23 protein-coding genes are annotated in these 23,072 nt (G+C 61.8%); 17 read left to right on the top strand and 6 right to left on the bottom strand.

Annotated elements, in window-relative coordinates:
- Positions 1-76: 76 nt before the first annotated feature.
- The 6 genes from IZU87_RS13490 to IZU87_RS13465 all read right to left on the bottom strand — a co-directional run bounded on the left by IZU87_RS13490 (position 77) and on the right by IZU87_RS13465 (position 7,094).
- Entirely contained in the window at positions 77-487 is a 411-nt protein-coding gene (locus IZU87_RS13490) for a hypothetical protein (RefSeq protein WP_213114856.1), read from the bottom strand.
- Between the two features lie 124 nt (positions 488-611).
- The gene (locus IZU87_RS13485; protein ID WP_225347450.1) at positions 612-2,132 is read right to left on the bottom strand and encodes a bifunctional aminoglycoside phosphotransferase/ATP-binding protein; all 1,521 of its coding nucleotides are present in this window, start codon (positions 2,130-2,132) and stop codon (positions 612-614) included.
- Between the two features lie 211 nt (positions 2,133-2,343).
- A complete protein-coding gene (gene hemL / locus IZU87_RS13480) occupies positions 2,344-3,636 on the bottom strand; it encodes a glutamate-1-semialdehyde 2,1-aminomutase (protein WP_043331681.1) in 1,293 nt (430 codons plus the stop codon).
- A 251-nt stretch (positions 3,637-3,887) separates the two neighbouring features.
- The gene (gene thiD / locus IZU87_RS13475) at positions 3,888-4,727 is read right to left on the bottom strand and encodes a bifunctional hydroxymethylpyrimidine kinase/phosphomethylpyrimidine kinase (RefSeq protein ID WP_213114855.1); all 840 of its coding nucleotides are present in this window, start codon (positions 4,725-4,727) and stop codon (positions 3,888-3,890) included.
- 14 nt (positions 4,728-4,741) lie between these two features.
- Positions 4,742-5,173, bottom strand: coding sequence for a protoporphyrinogen oxidase HemJ (hemJ, locus tag IZU87_RS13470; RefSeq protein ID WP_043331686.1), 432 nt, complete (start codon positions 5,171-5,173; stop codon positions 4,742-4,744).
- Positions 5,174-5,342: 169 nt separating this feature from the next.
- Complete coding sequence (locus tag IZU87_RS13465) at positions 5,343-7,094, bottom strand: chloride channel protein (RefSeq protein WP_131432849.1); 1,752 nt, start codon at positions 7,092-7,094, stop codon at positions 5,343-5,345.
- Between the two features lie 253 nt (positions 7,095-7,347).
- Here IZU87_RS13465 and argC point away from each other — a divergent pair, with 253 nt between their 5' ends.
- From argC to atpG, 17 genes are all read left to right on the top strand, one after another.
- Entirely contained in the window at positions 7,348-8,391 is a 1,044-nt protein-coding gene (gene argC, locus IZU87_RS13460; RefSeq protein WP_213114854.1) for an N-acetyl-gamma-glutamyl-phosphate reductase, read from the top strand.
- Positions 8,392-8,538: 147 nt separating this feature from the next.
- Entirely contained in the window at positions 8,539-8,892 is a 354-nt protein-coding gene (erpA, locus tag IZU87_RS13455; RefSeq protein ID WP_043331693.1) for an iron-sulfur cluster insertion protein ErpA, read from the top strand.
- A gap of 250 nt (positions 8,893-9,142) precedes the next feature.
- The gene (locus tag IZU87_RS13450; protein ID WP_213114853.1) at positions 9,143-9,904 is read left to right on the top strand and encodes a transporter substrate-binding domain-containing protein; all 762 of its coding nucleotides are present in this window, start codon (positions 9,143-9,145) and stop codon (positions 9,902-9,904) included.
- A gap of 150 nt (positions 9,905-10,054) precedes the next feature.
- Positions 10,055-10,726: an amino acid ABC transporter permease gene (locus tag IZU87_RS13445; RefSeq protein WP_213114852.1), complete on the top strand. Its 672-nt coding sequence runs from the start codon at positions 10,055-10,057 to the stop codon at positions 10,724-10,726.
- A gap of 109 nt (positions 10,727-10,835) precedes the next feature.
- Positions 10,836-11,582 (top strand): amino acid ABC transporter ATP-binding protein, encoded by a 747-nt coding sequence (locus IZU87_RS13440; protein WP_249330610.1) that lies wholly within the window; start codon positions 10,836-10,838, stop codon positions 11,580-11,582.
- 1,074 nt (positions 11,583-12,656) lie between these two features.
- Positions 12,657-12,941 (top strand): hypothetical protein, encoded by a 285-nt coding sequence (locus IZU87_RS13435; protein WP_213114851.1) that lies wholly within the window; start codon positions 12,657-12,659, stop codon positions 12,939-12,941.
- A gap of 17 nt (positions 12,942-12,958) precedes the next feature.
- Entirely contained in the window at positions 12,959-14,881 is a 1,923-nt protein-coding gene (gene mnmG, locus IZU87_RS13430) for a tRNA uridine-5-carboxymethylaminomethyl(34) synthesis enzyme MnmG (protein ID WP_213114850.1), read from the top strand.
- Positions 14,878-15,528 (top strand): 16S rRNA (guanine(527)-N(7))-methyltransferase RsmG, encoded by a 651-nt coding sequence (rsmG, locus tag IZU87_RS13425; protein WP_043331700.1) that lies wholly within the window; start codon positions 14,878-14,880, stop codon positions 15,526-15,528. The genes mnmG and rsmG overlap by 4 nt, the downstream gene beginning before the upstream one ends.
- A gap of 149 nt (positions 15,529-15,677) precedes the next feature.
- Positions 15,678-16,445 (top strand): ParA family protein, encoded by a 768-nt coding sequence (locus IZU87_RS13420; RefSeq protein ID WP_043331702.1) that lies wholly within the window; start codon positions 15,678-15,680, stop codon positions 16,443-16,445.
- Between the two features lie 18 nt (positions 16,446-16,463).
- Positions 16,464-17,411 carry a ParB/RepB/Spo0J family partition protein gene (locus IZU87_RS13415; RefSeq protein ID WP_213114849.1) on the top strand — a complete coding sequence of 316 codons (948 nt, stop codon included), beginning with the start codon at positions 16,464-16,466 and terminating at the stop codon, positions 17,409-17,411.
- A 405-nt stretch (positions 17,412-17,816) separates the two neighbouring features.
- Positions 17,817-18,221 (top strand): ATP synthase subunit I, encoded by a 405-nt coding sequence (locus tag IZU87_RS13410; RefSeq protein WP_043331819.1) that lies wholly within the window; start codon positions 17,817-17,819, stop codon positions 18,219-18,221.
- Between the two features lie 9 nt (positions 18,222-18,230).
- Entirely contained in the window at positions 18,231-19,094 is an 864-nt protein-coding gene (atpB, locus tag IZU87_RS13405; RefSeq protein WP_043331706.1) for a F0F1 ATP synthase subunit A, read from the top strand.
- 101 nt (positions 19,095-19,195) lie between these two features.
- Positions 19,196-19,444, top strand: coding sequence for a F0F1 ATP synthase subunit C (gene atpE, locus IZU87_RS13400; RefSeq protein ID WP_011508579.1), 249 nt, complete (start codon positions 19,196-19,198; stop codon positions 19,442-19,444).
- A 64-nt stretch (positions 19,445-19,508) separates the two neighbouring features.
- Positions 19,509-19,979 (top strand): F0F1 ATP synthase subunit B, encoded by a 471-nt coding sequence (locus IZU87_RS13395; RefSeq protein WP_043331708.1) that lies wholly within the window; start codon positions 19,509-19,511, stop codon positions 19,977-19,979.
- A 13-nt stretch (positions 19,980-19,992) separates the two neighbouring features.
- Positions 19,993-20,535, top strand: coding sequence for a F0F1 ATP synthase subunit delta (locus IZU87_RS13390; RefSeq protein ID WP_213114848.1), 543 nt, complete (start codon positions 19,993-19,995; stop codon positions 20,533-20,535).
- 16 nt (positions 20,536-20,551) lie between these two features.
- Positions 20,552-22,096 (top strand): F0F1 ATP synthase subunit alpha, encoded by a 1,545-nt coding sequence (atpA, locus tag IZU87_RS13385; protein WP_043331712.1) that lies wholly within the window; start codon positions 20,552-20,554, stop codon positions 22,094-22,096.
- A 67-nt stretch (positions 22,097-22,163) separates the two neighbouring features.
- Entirely contained in the window at positions 22,164-23,030 is an 867-nt protein-coding gene (gene atpG, locus IZU87_RS13380; protein ID WP_043331714.1) for a F0F1 ATP synthase subunit gamma, read from the top strand.
- The last annotated feature ends 42 nt before the right edge of the window (positions 23,031-23,072 follow it).

Raw genomic sequence — 23,072 nt, 5'->3', positions numbered from 1 at the left:
ATAATGAAAAAGGCCGCTGACAGGGTTGTCAGCGGCCTTCCAGTACCAGCCGCGAAACATCTATCGCAGCGGCAAGTTACTTCTTTGGCGGTGTCACGGAATTCTCCGGGAAGGACTTGCGATAACTCTCAAGGCTTTCATCCACCATCTGGCGGCCCTTGCTGACCTGCTTGTTACCGCTGGTGATCCGCGCCTTGCCCTTCTTGATTTGACCATTGCCCTTGTCGATCAGCGCCTGGCCCTTGGCGATATTGGATTCGCCATCATTGACCAGATTCTCACCACTGACGACCTGCTTCTCACCCGCGGCCACCAGAGACTTGCCGCTCTCCCAATTATCGGCCAGCTGATCACGCACCTTGGCGACGGCCTTGGCTTCCTCAGCCTGACCGCGCATGAGATCAGCGGTTGTCGGCTGGCTGGAGCAGCCCGCGAGCAGTGCCAGACTGATGGCAGCGGCGGCGGTATTTACCCATTGTTGGCGCATGATATTTCCTTTCCAGATGCATAGCTTCCCAACGAAAGCCAAGGCTCACTCGGGAGCGCACTATGCAATACAAAAAAGGGCATGGCGGTCATCCCGCCATGCCCCATGACAACTATCGCTCGTCTCAATGCAGCCTGAGCTGCTCACGAATCAGGCGAGCCAAGGTGACATTGGCGTTGGGCGCTGTCGTGTCGATATGGACCAGCTGACCATGCTCTTCTGGCGCAAATGGCTCGCGATTGGCCAATTGCTTGTCGAGCACTTCCAGACCTGCTTCGGAAGCCTCACCACTGCGCTGACTACGCTTGATGATGCGCTTGCGCAGCGTCTCGTCATCGGCCTCGAAGCTGATCATCAGTACCGGCAGGCCACGGGCTTCTGCCTCATGACGCAGGCGATCACGCTGCACCTTCTTCAGGCAGGTGGCATCGATGCAGACGGGGATACCCGATTCCAGCAGCGTGGCTGACAGATTCGAGAGTCGCTCGTAGGTCGCATGGGTGGCCTGGGGGGTATAGATGCCGCCATTGAGCCCGGACTCGGTATCGGCATCCGCCGCAAAGCCATACAGGCGCTTGCGCTCGACATCGCTGCGAATGCGTACACCGCCCAGCTCGCGCACCATCTCTTCGGTGAAGCGACTCTTGCCGCTGCCGGAGACACCCACACCGATGATCATATAAGGGAAGCGGATCTCGCTATAGCGCTCCGCCAGCCCGATATAGCGCTCGTACTCGGCCAGCACATCGGCGCGATCCGCTTCACACAGGTCCGGCTGATGATAGCGAATCATCGCCACCTTGGCCCGGATCAGTGCGCGATAGATCTTGTAGTACGGCAGCAGACGCACCAGCGAGTAATCGCCGGAGAGCTCGAGATACCGGTTGAGAGCATGATGGGCAAAGGCCTGCTCATCACGCGCTTCGAGATCCATCACCAGGAAGGCCAGATCACAACCGACATCATTCCAGCGCAACTCTTCATTGAACTCGATGCCGTCAAACAGCAGGGCACGGCCTTCGTGGCGCACGGCGTTACCCAAGTGGATATCGCCGTGAGTCTCACGCACGAAGCCTTCCTGCCAGCGACGCTCGAACTCGGGATTGAGGCGCTGGAAGGTCTCTTCGGTCCACTGCTTGAGCAGCGCGAGTCGCTTGATGGCCTCGGCATCATCACCGAGGCGCGGACGAATCAGCTCGAACTCGTTGTCGATGGTACGACTGACCATCTGCGGGCTACCCAGCTCGCTATCGCCCTGGATGCGCTCGGCCTGCTCGTGGAAGGCCACCAGCTGGTCGACCAGATCGTCCAGCAATTCCAGCGACAGCTCGCCACTGGCCTGCAGGGCGCTGAACAGATGGCGATTGGAGAACTGGCGCATCTTGACCGCGTACTCGAAGACAGCACTGTCGTCTCCGATGCGCGGAGCTTCGGGCGTGCCCGAGATCGCCACGGTATCCAGGTACAGCGTCGGTGCCAGACGGCGGTTGAGGCGCACTTCCTGTTCACACAGGAGCTTGCGGCGCTCAAGGGTCGAGAAATCCAGGAAGCTGCCGAAATCCAGCGGCTTCTTGATCTTGTAGGCGTAGTCGCCGGTCAGCACGATCCACGAGATATGCGTCTCGTGCACTTCGATATCCTTCACGGGGTGATCGAAGCAATCGGCTGTGTGAAGGGCTCGAATCAAGGCCTGGCTCAAGGTCGTCTCCGCTAAGGCAAGCTGGCTATAAGGTCATTAGCGCAATCGCTATCGTTGGCGACAAGTGTACCGGATGGCAGCCCGCCCGGCAGCCTGCCGAGCGGGTTCCTGTCTGCGTTGGCCAACCCGCGGACTCAGGTACTGTCTCGCGTCTCACTCAGTTCGATGCGGACATCTGCGCAAAGACCCGCTCAGCCGCATCCAGCGTGGCCTGGATATCAGCATCGGTGTGCGCCGCGGACATGAAGCCGGCTTCATAGGCGGACGGCGCCAGATAGACGCCTTCGGCGAGCATCGCGTTGAAGAAGGTCACGAAATCCTGCTGACGACAGCGCGTGGCGGAGGCGAAATTGCTGACCTCTGCGTCATCGGTGAAGAAGACACCGAACATGCCACCGGCATGCTGGGTAATCAGACGGATGCCTGCCGCCTTGGCACGGCTTTCCAGACCTTCACACAGCATCTCGACCTTGCGTGAAAGCTCGGCGTGGAAGCCGGGCGCCTTGAGCTTGCGCAGCAGCGCGACGCCAGCGGCCATCGCCAGCGGATTGCCTGCCAGCGTCCCGGCCTGGTAGACCGGCCCCAGCGGCGAGAGATGGTGCATGATCTCGCGCTTGCCGCCGAAGGCACCCACCGGCATGCCGCCGCCGACGATCTTGCCCAGGCAGGTCAGGTCCGGCGTGATGCCGTAATGTGCCTGAGCGCCACCCAGGGCAACACGGAAGCCCGTCATCACCTCATCGAGGATCAGCACGCTGCCGTGGGCATCGCACACTTCACGCAGGCTTTCGAGGAAGCCTGGAACCGGCGGAATGCAGTTCATGTTGCCGGCGACTGGTTCGACGATAATGCAGGCGATCTCGTCACCCAGCTCGGCGAAGCAACGGCGCACACCCTCGGCGTCGTTGTAGTCCAGCGTGATGGTGTGCTCGGCCAGCGAGGCCGGCACGCCCGGGGAGCTGGGCTCGCCATGGGTCAGCGCGCCGGAGCCGGCCTTGACCAGCAGCGAGTCGGAGTGACCGTGATAGTTGCCCTCGAACTTGACGATCTTGTCGCGACCGGTAAAGCCCCGCGCCAAGCGGATCGCCGACATGGTGGCCTCGGTGCCGGAGTTGGTCATGCGCACCATGTCGAGGCTCGGCAGCATCTCGCAGATCAGCTCGGCCATCTCGGACTCGATCTCGGTGGGCGCACCGAAGGACAGACCACTTTCGAGACGCTCGCGCACGGCGCTGAGCACATCTTCATCGGCGTGGCCGGTGATCATCGGTCCCCAGGAACCGACGTAATCGATATAGCGCGTGTTCTCCACATCGAACAGATACGCGCCCTTGGCATGGTCGATGAACACCGGCGGACGATGCAGTCCCTTGAAGGCGCGGACCGGCGAGTTGACGCCACCGGGAATATGACGGCTGGCGCGTTCGAACTGGGCAGCGGACGTGGTCATGACATACCTCTTGATAAGCGGCGAGCGGCCCATCGGCCGCGAAAATGGAGAAAAGGGGGATCAGACATAAAGACGCTGTGGATAACGTGAATGCAGCTTGTCCACAGGCGATGAAACGGCCCGATAGCCTCGGGGCGGCAAGGGGGTGTGGATAACCCGAATGCCGTCGATGGCGACAGCTTAACGCGACTCACGGGTGAGTTGCAGCCGCGCGAGCGCAAGGGGTGCCGGCGTCGAAAGGGGCAATAGCGCTATCGCCAGGGCAGAAACTGGGCCTCGGGCAGCGCACCTTTCCGCCCACGTTGCTGGCCATCGACGAGACTCTGCCAGGTGGCCTGCTGGGCAGCCTGCCATGCCGATGGCAACGTCATGCCGCGTGCCAGACGAACCGCCAGGTGCGAGGCCAGCGTGCAGCCGCTGCCATGGAAGCTGCCCGTCAGCCGCGGGCAGTCCAGTGCGAGCGTGGCGTGGTCACGGCGATACAGACGATGGATCACCGACGGCTCAGCCAGCGAATCAGCATCGCGCTCGACAGGATCAGTACCGGTGACCAGCACGGCCCCGGCGCCTGCCGCCAGCAGATGCTCGGCGAGTCGGCCGTCGCCCGTCCCCGTGGGACAGGCCGCCAGCCGCGCAAGCTCCGCGCGGTTGGGCGTGAGCACATCCACATGCGGCAGCAAGCTCTCACGCGCCTGATGGATCAGCGACTCGGTGGAAAGCTCAAGCCCGCCGCCCGCCTTGAGCACCGGGTCCCATACTACGGGTAACCCCGGCCAGCGCTGCTGGAGTTCCTCGATCAGCGTCACGCACGCCGTGAGCGCCGCTTCGCTGGCGAGCAGACCGATCTTGAGCGCGCCCGGGCGGAAGTCCTCACACAGGGTGCGGGCCATGGCGAGCATCGACTCGCCCGATTGCGGGATCACCGCCTGCACATTGCAGGAGTTCTGCACCGTCAGTGCCGTCGGCACCGTCAGCGCCCAGCCGCCACCGGCGCGGATCGCCTCGCTGTCGGCAATCAGACCCGCGCCGCCACTGGGATCATGCCCCGCCAATACCAGTACGTAGGGCAATTGCGCTGAGCACTCGGTCATGGCGGAACCAACCCTCAGAACGGTTTGACGATGACGCAGATGACGATCACCACCAGCATCAGCACCGGCACTTCATTGAAGAAGCGGAAGTAGCGCGAGGTTCTCTTGCAGGTATCGGCGGCGAACTGCTTCAGATACAGGCCACAGGCATGGTGATAGCCGACCAGCAGCACGACCATGGTCAGCTTGAGGTGCATCCAGCCCATGCTCATGAAGCTCGGCACCAGCGCCAGCAGCCAGATCCCCAGCACCAGGGTCGCGATCATCGACGGCATCATGATGCCGCGATAGAGCTTGCGCTCCATGGTCTTGAAGTACTCGATGGCCTTGTGGTCGCCGGCATCACGCGCCTGGGCGTGATAGACGTACAGGCGCGGCAGATAGAAGAGGGCAGCAAACCAGCACACTACGGCAATCAGATGGAAAGCCTTGATCCACAGATACATGAGGGAGCTCCGTCAGTCAGGGTCGGGAAGGTCAGAAAGTGGACGCGCGGATGAAGCAATCGGATCGCCACGATGGCATGTGGCACCGCCAAGGCCCATGCGGTATGCGGTCGCGGCCAGGCGCGCGCAGAGCGAATTCACGCCTGAGAAGCAGGTGCCATGGCGCGCGTCAGGGCGTATAGCGATAGTAGCTCTCTATTGCATCCCGCGTGATGATACCTGAAATCTTGCGAATCATCGGTGCGGTGGTGTGCTCGACATAGAGGGCATCGACATCGCTGGGCAGCAGCCGCTCATAGGCCTCGGACAAGGTAGCCTGCAGGTGGATGGGCGCGAGATCCAGACGCTGAGCCGGGATCTCGAGCAGGTCGAGCTCTTCCTGCTCCCGCCAGTGCTCATCCATCAGCACACGCACCAGATCCGCCGCCGGCAGCGCGACCATCGGCTTTTCCGGCGTCGAGCGCGTGACCACCAGCCAGACCGGCTTGCTGTCGAGCAGGGCGCGAGCGCGTTCACGCGTGATGCGGCGCGGCACGCTGACCAGCGAGCGCTCCATCACCGCCGGCACCGCCACCCGCGACAGCGCCTGCATCAATGGCTGCTGGAGCGGATGCAGGCCCTGCGCCGTCAGCGTCGAGATGAAGAAGCCTTGGCAGTGACACAGCTGGCGACAGGTCAGGCCTGCCACCACCACCGCCAGCATGCCGGGCAGGATGATATTCGGCGAATGCGTCAATTCGAGCAGTGCCATCAGGGCAGCCAGTGGCGCCTGAAGCACCGCGCCCATCATCGCCGCCATGCCGAGCAGGGCGTAAAGCGCGATGTCCGAGGCCTGGTCCGGCAACAGCCAGCCGCCCAGCATGCCCATCAAGGCCCCGGCAGCGGCGCCTGCCACCACCACCGGACCGATGATGCCGATCGGCACGCCACAGGCCACGCACAGGGCCGACAGCACCAGCTTGCCGATCACCAGCGCCAACAGGATATCCAGCGCCAGCTGGCCGTCGAGCAGCTGGGCCAGGCTGTCATAGCCGATACCTTGCACCTGGGGATACCACCACGCCACGGCGGCCGTCGAGACCCCGACCAGCGCCATGCGCATCCCCCATGACAGGTGTGCCACGCGCGCCTGCTGACGCGCCAGATGCACGAAGCCCCCCGCCAGCAGGCCGATGACCAGCGCCGTGACGATGACCCAGGGCAGGTCGAGCAGGGAATGCAGCAGCAGAGAGGGCACCGCGAAGGCCGGCGCCGAGCCGTAGACCATCTGCGTGACCACCGCGCCGGTGGTCGAGGCCAGAATCACCGGCATGAAGCCCATCAGGGTGTACTCCATCATCACCACTTCCATGGCGAAGATGACTCCCGCGATCGGCGTATTGAAGGAGGCGGAGATGCCCGCCGCCGTGCCACAGGCGACCAGCACGCGCAGACTATTGTTGGGCAGCTTGAGGCGCTCGCCGATCCAGCTCGAGGCACCGGCGCCCAGGTGGATCGCCGGACCCTCACGCCCCGCCGACAGACCGCCGAGCACGCTCACGACCCCGACCACGACCTGATTGAGCCAGGCACGCAGCGGCATCTTGCCCTGATGGTAGGTCAGGCGCTCGATGACATGCCCGATGCCCAGCTTGCGCTGCGCCGGATGCTGTCGCCCCAGCACGATGCCGATCACCAGCACCGCCAGCAGCGGCAGCGAGGCGCGCACCCAGGGGGCAAGTCCCTCGAAGTTCTCCGGATTGTCATCGGGCATGAAGCCCAGGGCACCGGCGCTCAACAGCAGGCGGAAACCGACCATCAATGAGCCGGTCAGCAGCCCTGCCACCAGCCCCAGCAGACACAGTTGCGGGAGTGCATCGACCGCCGCCAGCTTGCGCCGAAAATTGTCGAGACTGGGACGAGGCAGATGCGGACGCGTCAGGCGTGACACTCACGACTCCTTGAAGGCACTGGCAATGACAGAGGACATCCATGTCGGCAGCGCATTACTGCCCGCCTGACACCTGTGTATCATATCGATTGCGAACCGTCGCGACCGTGCGCAATCCGACAACCTCGGCACAGCATGGCGCAACGCCTGTCTCGCGCACAGGCCACCAAAGGTCGCAGCAGCAGATCGGACACAAGATTACATCTCGCATCAACAGGACACCGCCCGAAGGCGGGGAGGCAGCATGATCAAGGTAGGTATCGTCGGCGGCACCGGTTACACCGGAGTGGAACTCCTCAGGCTCCTGGCCAGCCATCCGCAGGTGGAAGTGACCGTGATCACCTCGCGAAGCGAGAAGGGCGTGCGTGTCGACGAGATGTACCCCAATCTGCGCGGCCACTACGACACCCTCGCGTTCAGCGAGCCGGATGCCGACGTGCTGGCCGCCTGTGACGCCGTGTTCTTCGCCACGCCTCACGGTGTCGCTCACGCCCTGGCCGGCGATCTGCTGGCACGCGGCACGCGTGTCATCGACCTGTCCGCGGACTTCCGCATCAAGGACGCCGACGTCTGGGCCGAGTGGTATGGCCAGCCGCATGGCGCGCCGGAGCTGCTCGGCGAAGCCGTCTACGGCCTGCCGGAAGTCAATCGCGATGCCATCCGCGAAGCGCGCCTGATCGCGGTGCCGGGCTGCTACCCGACCTCCGTGCAGCTGGGCCTGATCCCGCTGCTGGAAGCCGGCCTGATCGAGACCGACAACATCATCGCCGACTGCAAGTCCGCCGTCTCCGGCGCGGGTCGCGGTGCCAAGGTCGGCTCGCTGCTGTGTGAAGCCGGCGAGTCCATGAAGGCCTACGGCGCCTACGGCCATCGTCACCTGCCGGAAATCACCCAGGGGCTGGACCTGGCAGCCGGCAGCGCGGTCGGTCTGACCTTCGTCCCGCACCTGACGCCGATGATCCGCGGCATCCACTCCACCCTCTATCCGCGTCTGAGCGGCTTCAGCGGCACGCTGGAAGATCTGCAGGCGCTGTTCGAGCAGCGCTACGCCGATCACCCCGCCGTCGATGTCATGCCGCTGGGCAGCCATCCGGAGACGCGCAGCGTGCGTGGCACCAATCTGTGCCGCATCGCCCTGCATCGTCCGGGCAACGGCGACACCCTGGTGGTGCTGTCGGTGATCGACAACCTGGTCAAGGGCGCATCAGGTCAGGCCATCCAGAACCTCAACCTGATGTTCGGTCTCGATGAGATGATAGGTATCGGCGCGCCGGCGATGATGCCCTGAACCGCCAGCGTACGCCCGCAAGGCAGCACGTCAGACAAAGTTGACCCTTTTGCTCGGATATAGGGATAATAGGCGTCATTCCGTTCTCTATACCGTGCCGGGCGCTGTCTTCAGCGTCCGGCCTCCGACTCCTTCCAGGAGGCCCGCATGAGCGAAGCACAAAGCTTCATCCCGACGCCGTTGTACCTGTCCGAGCGCGCCAGTGCCCGGATTGCAGCGCTGCGCGCGGAAGAAGCCAACCCGGAGCTGCGTCTCAGGGTCTACGTCACTGGCGGCGGCTGTTCCGGCTTCCAGTACGGTTTCGATATCGCCACCGATCTGGCCGATGACGACACCGTGGTCGAGCTGGGCGAAGCCGCCATCGTGATCGACCCGCTGTCCTACCAGTATCTGGTCGGTTCGACGATCGACTATGAGGAAGGTCTGGCGGGCGCCCGCTTCATGATCCAGAACCCCAACGCCACCAGCACCTGTGGCTGCGGGTCTTCCTTCATGGTCTGATCATTGAGGGTCTGACCAGAGAGCGTATGACCGTCAGGGCTGACAGGCCCGCGCACGACATTGGCGCCTTGTTGACGCCTGATCGCCCCCTACCGGGAACCGGTAGGGGGCGATTTTTTTTCGTCATCTCAGTGGCTTGCAAGCTTCCCTTCGCCGCATGGCAGCAGCGGGAGACTTGACGGGGTCCGGTGTGCTCGTCAATCTAAAAACGCTATACATCCTAAAATCTAAATATAAAGAGGAATGTAAAATGCGCAGATCTCACCTGCTGGCCTCCCTCTCTGGCCTCGCGGCCGCCACCTTCATGGCCAGCGCTGCCCATGCCGTCACCCTCAAGGCGGCGACCGACCCGAGCTTCGTGCCCTTCGAGATGCTCGACCAGGAAAGCGGCGAGATGGTCGGCTTCGATATCGACATCCTCAATGCCATCGGCGAGCGCGCCGGCTTCGATATCGACCTCAAGACCATGGACTTCAATGGCATCATCCCGGCCGTGCAGACCGGTAGTGTCGATGTCGCCATCGCCGGCATCACCATCACCGAGGCGCGCGAGAAGATCGTCGACTTCACCGATCCCTACTATGACTCCGGCCTGCAGATTCTGACCTCGGCCAACAACGGCGACATCGAGGATATCGAAGGCCTGGAAGGCAAGAAGATCGGCACCAAGATCGGCTCCACCAGTTACGACTACCTCACCGCCAACCTCGGTGACTCCACCATCACGCCTTACCCGGGCAGTGCCGACATGTACATGGCCCTGATGTCCGGCAGCGTCGATGCCGTCTTCTACGATGCCCCCAACGTCGGCTACTTCGCCAAGACCAAGGGCAATGGACGCGTCAAGACGGTGGGGCCGCTCTATGAAGGCCAGCAATACGGCATCGCCTTCACCGAAGGCAGCGAGTGGACCGAGGCCGCCAACGAGGCGCTGGCCGAGATGAAGTCCGATGGCAGCTATGCCGAGATCTACCAGAAGTGGTTCGGCGCCATGCCCGGCGACAGCCAGTAAGCCGCTTTCGACTCGCCTCAGACGCCTCACGTCGCGTAGTGCAGATCATCATCACGACATTTCGGCAGCGACAGCCTGCCGGAATGTCGGTCGTCTCGAACCTCCGGCGCGCCCAGCGGCGCATGAGAGGTTCGTGCCAAGGAGCCCCCCGTGGACGTTCAGTTCCAGTTTGATTGGCAGGCCGCACTCGATTCGGTGCCCTACCTGCTCGAGGGCATTCCCTGGACCCTCGCCATTTCCTTCGGTGGCCTCGCCATCGGCTTCGTGCTCGGCATCCTGTTCGGACTGCTGAGCCTGTCTCCCAGCCGCCTCCTGAGCTGGATCGCTACCGCCTATATCGAGATCTTCCGTGGCACCCCGGTGCTCGTCCAGGTGCTCTTCATCTTCTATGGCCTGCCGCAGATCATCGGTGGCCCCATCGATGCCCTGACCGCCGGCATCGCCGCGATCGCCTTGAACTCGGCGGCCTATATCTCGGAAATCGTGCGCGGTGGCGTGCAGTCCATCGCCCGTGGCCAGCGGGAAGCCGGCCTGTCACTCGGTCTTTCCACCCCGCAGACCTTCCGCTATGTCATCTGGCCCCAGGCGCTGCGCCGCATGATCCCTGCGCTGGGCAACCAGGGCATCGTCTCGATCAAGGACACCTCGCTGTTCTCGGTGATCGGCGTCGGTGAGCTGGTGCGTCAGGGGCAGATCTACATCGCCACGACCTTCAATGCGCTGGAAACCTACTTCATGGTCGCGCTGCTATATCTGGTGATCACCCTCAGCCTGTCATTTGGCTTGCGGATGCTCGAGCGCCGCGGGTTGGTGGGCCAATGATGTCTCTCTGCCCCCCACACGTGACGGATATAGCCGCGCCATCTCTCCTTCTGCCTGATCTCATTTCTCTGACGACCTTCCGGCATGCAGCGCCGGTTCGGAGTGCCCCATGACTGCCATCGTGAAGATGCACAAGCTCAACAAGCATTTCGGCAGCCTGCATGTCCTCAAGGACATCGAGCTCGAGGTCGCCCAGGGGGAGGTGGTGGTGATCATCGGGGCCAGTGGCTCCGGCAAGTCGACACTGATTCGCTGCGTGAACGGCCTGGAGGAGTTTCAGGACGGCAACATCGAGGTGGATGGGCATTCGCTGATCCCCCACGGCAAGAGCCACAGGGCGCTCAAGGCGATACGCACCGAAGTCGGCATGGTCTTCCAGCAGTTCAACCTCTTCCCGCACATGAGCGTGCGTGACAACGTCAGCATGGCCCCCATCAAGGTCCGCGGTACCTCGCGACCGGCGGCCGAGCAGCAAGCCGATACGCTGCTCGAGCGGGTCAATATTCTCGAGCAGGCCGACAAGTACCCGGGGCAACTCTCCGGCGGCCAGCAGCAACGCGTGGCCATTGCCCGCTCATTGGCGATGGAACCGCGCCTGATGCTGTTCGATGAGCCCACCTCGGCGCTGGACCCGGAAATGATCGGCGAGGTGCTAGATGTCATGCGCAAGCTGGCCCGCGAAGGCATGACGATGATGATCGTCACCCATGAAATGAGTTTTGCCCGTGAAGTGGCAGACCGGGTGGTGTTCATCCATCAGGGCAGCATCGTCGAGGAAGGCACGCCAGAGCAGGTCTTCGATACGCCGCAACATCCACGCACCCAGAGCTTCCTGGCCCGCGTACTGTCCCACTGAGCGCCTTCCACAAGGCTCGCTGAGCCACTGGTCAGACAAGCGTTGAGCACGTGAAGACCCTACCCGCTGCCATGCGTGCAGCGGGCATGCCCCGACCGTCAGGTCGGGGCATTTTTTTGTCCTCAGAGGCCCTCGCGAGCCCTGCAGATCGCCAAACGATGAAAAATCTTCTCTCCCCGTGCCATCTGTCGGCATTTCGAGAAGAAAAAAACGAATTTTTTTGGCCCCGGCCACCCCCTTGCCAGGTCACGCAAACACGCCTTGGCGCTCGAACGAATGACGCTTTCCCCGCCTGGCAGTCCTCGCTGAGGCGTCGCTTTAGCGTGTGGAAAACAGGGATAAATCAGGGGCCTAGCCGGAAAACCACACGAGGATAACGTGCACCGTGAGCCGCCGGGACAGCGTTCAGGCAATCTCAGCGGCCGACACGGGCAAAACAAGCGAAAAAGTATCCACAGGCTGGGTCGCGTCGCGTCATTGGCACCATTGGCGAAGGCTGTAGCCATTCATGCACCACTTATCCCATGACTGTCTACAGCCTTGGGCAGCGCAGGAAATCGACATTTGCCTCTGTGGACATTTTCCGGCATTATCCGCGGCCTTCTTGCCGTCAGGCCATGCAGCACTAGGGGTTGTGGGTAACAACGCCACTTGTGCACAGCAGGGCAGAAAAGTCGGGTACCAGCTCGGTATGAATCAGGGGATAATCGGGGCTGTGGACAAGGGCGCATTTCATCCACAGGAAGCGACCGGTGGCGTCCTCAGGTACTCCGCATTTTCTCCCCAACTATATCAACATCGTAAGCTTTTGATTTGTAACGGATAAAGTCGATTTCCCACTGATTTTGTCCACAACAGTAATTACAACATCAACAGAACCCCTTTTTCTTTTCTTTATATAATCTTGTTATCCGGAAACCCGAAGGACGGACCGAGACCTCACGATCGACCTGACGTGAACTCGCCGAACCCGAAGTGTTCGGGATAACGAACGGCTGTCTGGGTAGCGCATCCCTCGCCGAAAAATCGACGCGTCGTATCCGCAAGACTCGTGAATCGTCACGGCGTGGATTGATGCCCCAGAAGAAACAACCCGGGCATTCGCTCATGGGCTGCCAGGACAAGGCGCTGTGGAAAACTCCTGACGCTTACCCACAGGCGGTTTATACTGTGCGGCCCGGACGTCATCCTGCTGGCTTGCAAGCTCCCTCACCGGTCGAGCACATGCCTTCGGCGACGGACATCATTCGCCATGCCGTCTGGCAGTCCTTGATTCACCCAGGCATCGATTCATCGCCCTGCCTGGCCGATTTGCCTGCTTCGCCAACCAGCGAACAGCGCTTCACCCAAGTTTCGTGATACCCCGAGGTGCCAACGTGGATTACCCGAACCGCTTTGACGTGATCGTCATCGGCGGCGGTCATGCCGGTACGGAAGCCGCACTGGCTGCTGCCCGCATGGGCCGTCAGACCCTGCTGCTGACCCATAACATCGAGACGCTGGGCCAGATGTCCTGCAATCCCGCCATCGGCGGGATCGGCAAGAGCCATCTGGTCAAGGAGATCGATGCGCTGGGCGGTGCCATGGGCCTGGCCACCGACATGGCGGGTATCCAGTTCCGTACCCTGAATGCCCGCAAGGGGCCGGCAGTGCGTGCCACTCGTGCACAGGCTGACCGGGCGCTGTACAAGGCCGCGATACGCAACGTGCTGGAAAACCAGCCGAACCTGACGCTGTTCCAGCAGGGTGCGGAAGACCTGATCGTCGAAGGCGAGACCGTGCGGGGTGTCGTCACCCAGACCGGCATCCGCTTCCACGCCACCACGGTGGTGCTGGCGACCGGGACCTTCCTCGGCGGCGTGATCCATATCGGTCTGGACAACCATGCCGGTGGCCGTGCCGGTGATCCGCCCGCCAATGGCCTGGCATCGCGTCTGCGTGAACTGCCGTTCCGGGTCGATCGCCTCAAGACCGGCACCCCGCCGCGCATCGATGCCAAGAGCGTCGACTTCAGCAAGATGGAAGCCCAGCCGGGTGACACGCCGCGTCCGGTGATGTCCTACATGGGCAGCCGTGAGATGCAGCCGGAGCAGGTCAACTGCTACATCACGCACACCAACGAGCGCACTCACGAGATCATCTTCGCCAATCTCGACCGCTCGCCGATGTACTCCGGCGTCATCGATGGCATCGGGCCGCGTTACTGCCCGTCCATCGAGGACAAGGTGCATCGCTTCGCCGACAAGAACAGCCACCAGGTCTTCATCGAGCCGGAAGGCCTGAATACCCATGAGCTGTATCCCAACGGCATCTCCACCTCGCTGCCCTTCGATACGCAGCTCGAGGTGGTGCGCTCGATCCGTGGCATGGAGAACGCGCACATCACGCGTCCCGGCTACGCCATCGAGTACGATTTCTTCAATCCCCAGGACCTGCATCACTCCCTGGAGACGCGTTTCATCAAGAACCTGTACTTCGCCGGCCAGATCAATGGCACCACCGGCTATGAAGAAGCCGGTGCCCAGGGGCTGCTGGCGGGCGTCAATGCCGCCTTGCGCGCCACTGACGACGAGTCCTGGCATCCGCTGCGTGATGAGGCCTACACCGGTGTGATGGTCGATGACCTGATCACTCTCGGCACACGCGAGCCGTACCGCATGTTCACCTCGCGTGCCGAATATCGCCTGCTGCTGCGTGAGGACAATGCCGATCTGCGTCTGACCGCCAAGGGTCGCGAGCTGGGCCTGATCGATGACGCCCGCTGGGAAGCCTTCGATCGCAAGCGTGAAGCCATCGCCCGCGAGACCGCGCGTCTCGAGAGCACCTGGCTGATGCCGAAGAGCCCGGAACTGGCCCCGTTGAGCGACAAGCTCAGCTCGCCGCTCAAGCGCGAAGCCAGCCTGATGGAGCTGCTCAAGCGTCCGGAGCTCGAGTATCCGGATGTGGCAGGCCTGAAAGGGGAAGGGGTCGACGACTGGCGCATCGCCGAACAGGTGCAGATCACTGCCAAGTACGCAGGCTATATCCAGCGTCAGCAGGAAGAGATCGACCGCCTGCGCCGTCACGAGCACACCGAACTGCCGACCAGCCTCGATTATGATTCCGTCGATGGTCTCTCCAACGAGATCAAGCAGAAGCTCAACGAAGCGCGCCCGGCGACGCTGGCCCAGGCCGGTCGCATTTCCGGTGTCACGCCGGCAGCTATCTCTATCCTGTTGATTCACTTGAAGAAGCGTCAGCTGATCAAGGCGGAGACACCCGCAGATGCCGCAACGACTGACACGGGAGTCGCGCAATGAGCCAGACGCTCAACGAGACACAGCGTGAACGTTGCGCTCAGCTGCTCAGTCGTGGTGCCAGCGCCATGGGAGTGGCGCTGAGCGAGGAACAGCACGCCCAGCTGATGACGTTGCTGGTGCTGTTGCACAAGTGGAATCGCGCCTATAACCTCACCGCGGTACGTGAGCCGGAGGCGATGGTGACTCGCCATCTGCTCGACAGCCTCAGTGTGCTGCCTTATATCAGTGGGCCACGCCTTCTGGATGTCGGCGCTGGCCCGGGCCTGCCCAGCATCGTGATCGCGATCATGCGTCCCGACATCGCCGTCGTGCCGCTGGATTCGAATGGCAAGAAGGTGCGCTTCCAGATTCAGGCCGGCCATGAACTGGGCCTCAAGAATCTGAGCCCGACCCAGGTACGCATCGAAGCCTATGATGGCGCGCCGTTCGAGCAGATCATCTCGCGTGCCTTCGCCGATACCGATGCCTTCGTCAATCTGTCGGCGGCCGTGCTCGCCGAGGGCGGCGAATGGCTGGCCATGAAAGGGCGCATCCCCAGTGATGAGATTGCCCGCCTGCCAATGGGTGTCTCGCTGGTCGAGACATTGGTGCTGGAAGTGCCGGGCGAGGAAGGGGAGCGTCACCTTCTGCGCCTCAAGCGCGACTGATAAAGCGCCTCAAGGCGTGCGCAGGGATTGTGCCGGGCGCAAAAGGCAGGCAGCCTGATGTTTTCACGAGGGCAGATCATTGATCTGTCCTCGTGAGCATGTGGCTGGTGCCAATGGCCCCGCTTCTCAAGGAACCAAGGAAGTCGCTCGTGACCAAGATCATCGCGCTGACCAACCAGAAGGGTGGCGTCGGCAAGACCACCACTGCCGTCAATCTGGCGGCGTCGCTGGCGGCACTCGATCGCCGCGTTCTGCTGATCGATCTCGACCCGCAGGGCCATGCCACCATGGGCAGCGGCATCGACAAGCACGACCTCGAAGGCAGCGTGCTGGATGTGCTGCTGGGTGAGCTGCGTGCCAGTGACGTGATTCTCGATTGTCCCGATGCCGGCTACGCCCTGTTGCCCGGCAATGGCGACCTTACCGCCGCCGAGGTCGATCTTCTCGGTGTCGAGGGGCGTGAGCGCCGCCTCACGGAAGCTCTGGCGCCGATCGCCGCGGAATATGACGTGGTACTGATCGACTGCCCGCCCTCGCTCAACATGTTGACCGTCAATGCCCTGACCGCCGCCCATGGCGTGCTGATCCCGCTGCAGTGCGAGTTCTATGCACTGGAAGGTCTGTCAGCGCTGCTCGATACCGTCGAGCAGATTCAAGGCAACGTGAATCCGGCCCTCGACGTGTTCGGGATCGTGCGTACCATGTACGACGCTCGCAACAGTCTGACCCGCGATGTCAGCAAGCAACTTTCCGATTACTTTGGCGATACCCTGATCAAGGCAACCATTCCGCGCAACGTGCGGGTGGCGGAAGCGCCGAGCCACGGCCTGCCGGTGACCAAGTATGCGCGTCTGTCGCGTGGCAGCCAGGCCTATCGGGTGCTCGCCAAGGAATTGATTCGTCGTCTCTCGCTGTAACTTCACCGAGGAAGGTCCATGACGCGTAAGCGTGCCCTGGGAAGGGGCCTGGATGCCCTGATTGGCGCCGGAAACCGCCGCCGCCATGTCGAAGCCGATATAGAAGCTGTCGATGGCGACGCCATCGATGCGTCACCGGATGCCGCGCTGGCCGCGAATCCGGCCGCTGCCACGGCGGAATTGCCCAGCGAGCGCCTCGAGCGCCTGCCGCTCGGGCAGCTGCAGCGTGGCAAGTATCAGCCACGGCGTGACATTCAGCCGGAAGCGCTCGAGGAGCTGGCGGATTCCATCCGGGCTCAGGGCGTGATGCAGCCCATCGTGGTGCGTCCGGTGGGGGAGGGGCGCTACGAGATCATCGCCGGCGAACGCCGCTGGCGTGCCTCGCAGCTGGCGGAGCTGGATACCATCCCCGCCGTCGTCCGCGAAGGCATCAGCGATGAGATCGCGCTCGCGCTGGCATTGATCGAGAATATCCAGCGCGAGAACCTCAATCCGGTCGAGGAAGCCCTGGCGCTCAAGCGCCTGCTCGAGGAATTCGAGCTGACCCAGCAGCAGGTGGGCGACGCCGTCGGGCGTTCACGCGCCCAGGTCACCAACCTGCTGCGGCTGCTGACGCTGGAACAGGAAGTGCAGATCCTGCTGGAGCGCGGTGAGCTCGACATGGGGCACGCGCGTGCCCTGATCGGCCTGACCCCGGCACGTCAGCGCAAGCTGGCCCATGAAGTGGTCGAGCGCGAGCTGACCGTGCGCCAGACCGAAGCGCTGGTGAAAAGCGTGCAGAAGGGTGAGCAGCCCAAGCCGGCACCGGCGCGACCGGACGCCGACATCCAGCGTCTGGAAACGCGCCTCTCGGAGCAACTGGGCGCTGCCGTCAATATCCGTCACGGCAAGAGCGGCAAGGGCAAGGTCACCATCTCCTACACCAGTCTGGATGAGCTGGACGGCATTCTCGGCCATATCCACTAGTGGGTGAGCAGAGGAGGGTTGACCATGCGTCACACCTCCCCGGGCGGCAATTTTCCGCGTGACGGATCACGATCCTCTTTCGCGCCCCTGTGACTCATTGTCGCAGGGGCGCGAAATGCATCTGACATTCAAGATATTGAAGGATGTTGCTGACGTCAGGTTGTGATTCATGCAACCCTGTGTCGCTCGCACCGCAAGCGACTGTCAACGTAAGCAAACTGTCATCGGTTTCCCGCAAGATAGTGAGGCTTTGGTCGTAAGCTTGCGAAAGATCAAGGAATTTAGCTTGTCGTTTGGTTGATGGCGGTGAAGCGCTCCCCTATAATCCGGCGAGTTTGCTCCCGGGCTGTGTCCAGCGCAGCGCCAGAAATGGCGAAGGCCATCATTGCGAGACACAGGTCCAAGATGCACAAGACGACACCCGCTGCTCTACAACGCCCTCAGGTGGCTCGATTGCTCTGGGGCCAGGCGCTGGTCATCGTGATTGCCGTCTTGCTGGCGGGAGTGATGAAAGGCAGTGGTGCGGCGCTTTCCGCGCTGTGTGGTGGGCTGGTCTGCCTGCTGCCCAATCTGTTTTTCGCCTGGCGTTCACTGCGTGTGACCGGTGCACGCTACGCCCAGGCAATGGTCAAGGCCTTCTATCAGGCCGAGGCCGGTAAGTTCGGTTTGACGGCCGTATTGTTTGCGTTCTTCTTCATTGCAGTGCCGCCCTCAAACCCCGCTTTATTTTTTTGCGCTTACGTGGCGGCAATGGCGGTTCACTGGCTGGGCCCCTGGCTGGTGAAGCGAACACCGTACACACGAACCTGAGGCAGAGTCATGGCAGGCACCAACCCGAGTCCCTCCGAATATATTCAGCACCACCTGCAGAATCTGACGTACGGCAACCACCCGGAACACGGATGGTCACTGGCGCACAGCGCTCAGGAAGCGGCCGACATGGGATTCTGGGCCATCCACCTGGATACCATGGGCTGGTCCATCGGTCTGGGCCTGATCTTCCTGTGCCTGTTCCGCAAGGTCGCCAAGTCCGCCACCACTGGCGTTCCCAGCGGTCTGCAGAACTTTGTCGAATTGATGGTCGAGTTCGTCGATCAGTCCGTGCGTGAGACCTTCCACGGTCGTTCACGCCTGATCGCACCGCTGTCACTGACGATCTTCTGCTGGATCTTCCTGATGAACCTGATGGACTTGATCCCCGTCGACTGGCTGCCTGGCGTTGCTGCCAAGGTCGGTGAGATGTTCGGCGCTGATCCGGCTCACGTGTTCTTCAAGGTGGTGCCGTCCACTGACATCAATGCCACGCTGGGCATGTCACTGTCCGTGTTCGCGCTGATCATCTTCTATTCCATTCGCGTCAAGGGCCTCAAGGGCTTCCTGGCCGAACTGACGCTGCACCCGTTCAACACCCCGAACAAGCTGGCACAGATCGCGCTGATTCCGGTCAACTTCCTGCTTGAGTTCGTGACGCTGATCGCCAAGCCGATCTCTCTGGCGCTGCGTCTGTTCGGTAACATGTATGCAGGCGAGCTGATCTTCATCCTGATCTCGCTGGTCGGCATCTGGCAGCTGCCCCTGCACTTCCCGTGGGCGGTCTTCCATATCCTGGTCATCACCCTGCAGGCATTCATCTTCATGATGCTGACCATCGTCTACCTGAGCATGGCCAGCGAAGACCACTGATGTAATTCGCCCCACGCCATCCGTGGCGTGGGGCAAGATTTCCGAGCTCTGCTCACACCCTCAACCCTTGACTTAAACTTGACTAAAACTGGAGTTCCACAATGGAAGCACAAGTTCTTGGCATGACCGCTATCGCCGTCTCCCTGCTGATCGGCCTGGGCGCCCTGGGCACCGCCATCGGTTTCGGTATCCTCGGTGGCAAATTCCTGGAAGGCGCAGCGCGTCAGCCGGAAATGATCCCGCAGCTGCAGGTCAAGATGTTCATCGTCGCTGGTCTGCTGGATGCCGTGACCATGATCGGTGTTGGTATCGCGCTGTTCTTCACCTTCGCCAACCCGTTTGTCGGTTAAACATCGGCTGGCCTCCGGCCTACCGTGTTTTTGACCCAACAATCGTGAAGCGAGAGGTGCTGGCGTGAATCTGAACTTAACCCTGATTGGTCAGGCCATCGCCTTTGCGGTCTTCGTTTATTTCTGCATGAAGTATGTCTGGCCGCCGGTCACACAGGCTCTGGCAGAACGTCAGAAGAAGATTGCAGATGGTCTGGATGCTGCCAGCCGTGCTACCCGTGACCTCGAACTGGCGCAGGAAAAAGCCACCGAGACTCTGCGGGAAAGCAAGGATGAAGCAGCACGCATCATTGAGCAGACCCATAAGCGCTCCAACCAGATGATCGAGGAAGCACGTGAAACTGCACGTGCGGAAGGCGAGCGTCTCGTTGCGCAGGCCCGTGCCGAAATCTCCCAGGAGATCAACCAGGCCAAGGACGAGCTCCGTGGTCAGGTCGCTGCTCTTGCAGTGGTCGGCGCCGAGCGCATCCTGGAATCCTCCATCGACGAAGCCAAGCACCGCGAGCTGATTGACAAGCTCGCTGCCGAGCTCTGAGGAGACTGATTCCATGGCTGAAACGTCTACCTCCACCGCGGCTCGCCCGTACGCCAAGGCGGCGTTCGAGTTTGCACGCGGCCAGCAGGCGCTAGAGGCCTGGTCCGGCATGTTGTCGACAGCGGCGCTCGTCGCTGTCGACGCAAACGTCAAGGCGGTGCTCGACAACCCCAAGCTCTCCACCGAGCACAAGGTTGGCACCTTCCTGAACGTGTGCGGTGAGGCGCTGGATGACAGCGCCCGCAACTTCATCCGGACTCTCGGTGAGCAGGACCGCCTTGCGGCCCTGCCCTCCGTGGCCGAATTGTTCGAGGCCCAGAAGGCCGAGCAGGAACAGCGTGTCGAGGTGACCCTGGTGTCTGCCTTTGCACTGGAGAGTGAGCAGGAAGAAAAGCTCGCCACTGCCCTGCGCAAGCGTCTGAACCGCGACATCTCCATTACCACTCAGGTGGATAGTACGCTGCTCGGCGGCGTCATCATCCGTGCCGGAGATACCGTCATTGACGGCTCCGTGCGCGGCAAGCTGGCCCGGCTTTCCGAAGCACTGAACTCCTGAGTCCGAGGGACATGGCATGCAGCAACTGAATCCTTCCGAGATCAGCGACATCATCAAGCAGCGTATCGAAAAGCTTGACGTCGCATCCGAAGCCCGTAATCAGGGCACCATCGTCAGCGTCTCCGACGGCATCGTGCAGATCCACGGCCTCGCAGACGTCATGTTCGGTGAGATGATTGAATTCCCGGGTGGCGTCTTTGGTATGGCGCTTAACCTTGAGCGCGACAGCGTCGGTGCTGTCGTTCTGGGTGACTACCTCCAGCTCGAAGAGGGCATGACCGCGCAGTGCACCGGTCGTATCCTCGAAGTGCCGGTAGGCCCGGAAATGGTCGGCCGTGTGGTCGACGCGCTGGGTAACCCGATTGACGGCAAAGGCCCGATCGACGCCAAGCTGACTGACGCGGTTGAGAAGGTCGCTCCGGGCGTCATCGCCCGTGAGCCGGTCGACCAGCCGGTGCAGACAGGTCTGAAGTCCATCGATGCCATGGTACCGATCGGTCGTGGTCAGCGCGAGCTGATCATCGGTGACCGTCAGATTGGTAAGTCCGCCATCGCGATTGATGCCATCATCAATCAGAAGGGCAAGGGCATTACCTGCGTCTACGTCGCCGTCGGCCAGAAGCAGTCCACCATTGCCAACGTCGTGCGCAAGCTCGAAGAGCACGGTGCGATGGAACACACCATCATCGTCGCTGCTGGCGCTTCCGACCCGGCTGCCATGCTGTTCCTGGCACCGTACGCCGGTTGCACCATGGGTGAGTACTTCCGCGACCGCGGTGAAGACGCGATGATCGTCTATGACGATCTGACCAAGCAGGCATGGGCGTATCGTCAGATCTCCCTGCTGCTCAAGCGTCCGCCGGGCCGTGAAGCCTACCCGGGTGACGTCTTCTATCTCCACTCCCGTCTGCTTGAGCGTTCCGCACGCGTCAACGCCGATTATGTCGAGCAGTTCACCAAGGGTGAAGTGAAAGGCAAGACCGGCTCCCTGACTGCGCTGCCGATCATCGAGACCCAGGGTGGCGACGTGTCTGCGTTCGTTCCGACCAACGTGATCTCCATCACCGACGGTCAGATCTTCCTCGAGACCAGCCTGTTCAACTCCGGTATCCGTCCGTCCATCAACGCGGGTCTGTCTGTTTCCCGTGTCGGTGGTGCTGCTCAGACCAAGATCATCAAGAAGTTGGGTGGTGGTGTGCGTCTGGCACTGGCTCAGTACCGTGAGCTGGCAGCTTTCTCCCAGTTCGCCTCTGATCTGGACGAAGCGACCCGCAAGCAGCTCGAGCATGGTCAGCGTGTCACCGAGCTGATGAAGCAGAAGCAGTACTCTCCGATGTCCGTGGCCGACATGGCGATCTCGCTGTTCGCGGCCAACGAAGGCTACCTGGATGACGTCGACGTCGCCAAGGTGCTGGGCTTCGAGAAGGCGCTGCTGGACTTCATGCGCTCCGAGCACGCGGATCTTCTGGACAAGATCAATCAGTCCGGCGGCTACGATGACGAGATCAAGAATGGTCTCAAGGCTGGCGTCGAGAAGTTCAAGGCGACTCAAAGCTGGTAAGTGGCATGGCCCGGCCAGTCCGGGCCCTGTCGTTTCCCTTCGGGTGGCATGAATAAGGCAGATCGCTATGGCAGCTGCAAAAGAGATTCGCTCCCAGATCGGGAGCATCAAAAATACGCAAAAGATCACCAGCGCCATGGAAATGGTGGCTGCGTCCAAGATGCGTAAAGCGCAGGATCGCATGGCGGCCAGCCAGCCTTATGCTCATCAGATCCGCAAGGTTGTAGGACACATCGCCCGGGCCAACCCGGAATATCGCCATCCGTATCTGATGGAACGCGATGTGAAGCGTGTCGGTTATATCGTGGTCTCCAGTGATCGCGGCCTGTGTGGTGGCCTGAACGCCAATCTGTTCAAGGCTGTCACCAAGCATGCGAAGAGCTGGCGCGACCAGGGTGTCGAGGTGGACTTCTGTGCCCTCGGCTCCAAGGCCGGTACCTTCTTCCGCAACTACGGTGGCAACCTGCTTGCCGCCAAGTCCGGTCTCGGGGATTCCCCGGGTACCCAGGATCTGATCGGTAGCGTCAAGGCCATGCTGGACGCATTCGACGAGGGCAGCCTCGACCGTCTGTACGTGGTGTTCAACGAGTTCGTCAACACCATGACGCAGAAGCCGGTCGTGCGTCAGCTGCTTCCTCTCGAAGCTGATCTGAATGACGAAGAAACCGGTCCCACTACATGGGACTACCTGTATGAGCCGGATGCCGTCTCGTTGCTCGACAAGCTGCTCAAGCGCTATGTCGAGGCCCAGGTCTACCAGGCCGTGGTCGAGAACATCGCCTGCGAACAGGCAGCGCGAATGATCGCAATGAAGAGTGCGACCGATAACGCCGGCGACCTGATCGACGACCTTCAGCTGGTCTACAACAAGGCCCGCCAGGCAGCGATCACTCAGGAAATCTCCGAGATCGTATCCGGTGCCGCCGCCGTCTGATGACAGCGTGGCAACAGGCAAGCAGGTTTCAATCGCAGGTTT

This window comes from Cobetia sp. MC34, assembly GCF_018340035.1.
GTDB lineage: Bacteria > Pseudomonadota > Gammaproteobacteria > Pseudomonadales > Halomonadaceae > Cobetia > Cobetia amphilecti.
The sequence above is the reverse complement of the archived record's forward strand: the minus strand, read 5'-3'. Positions and strand labels throughout refer to the sequence as shown.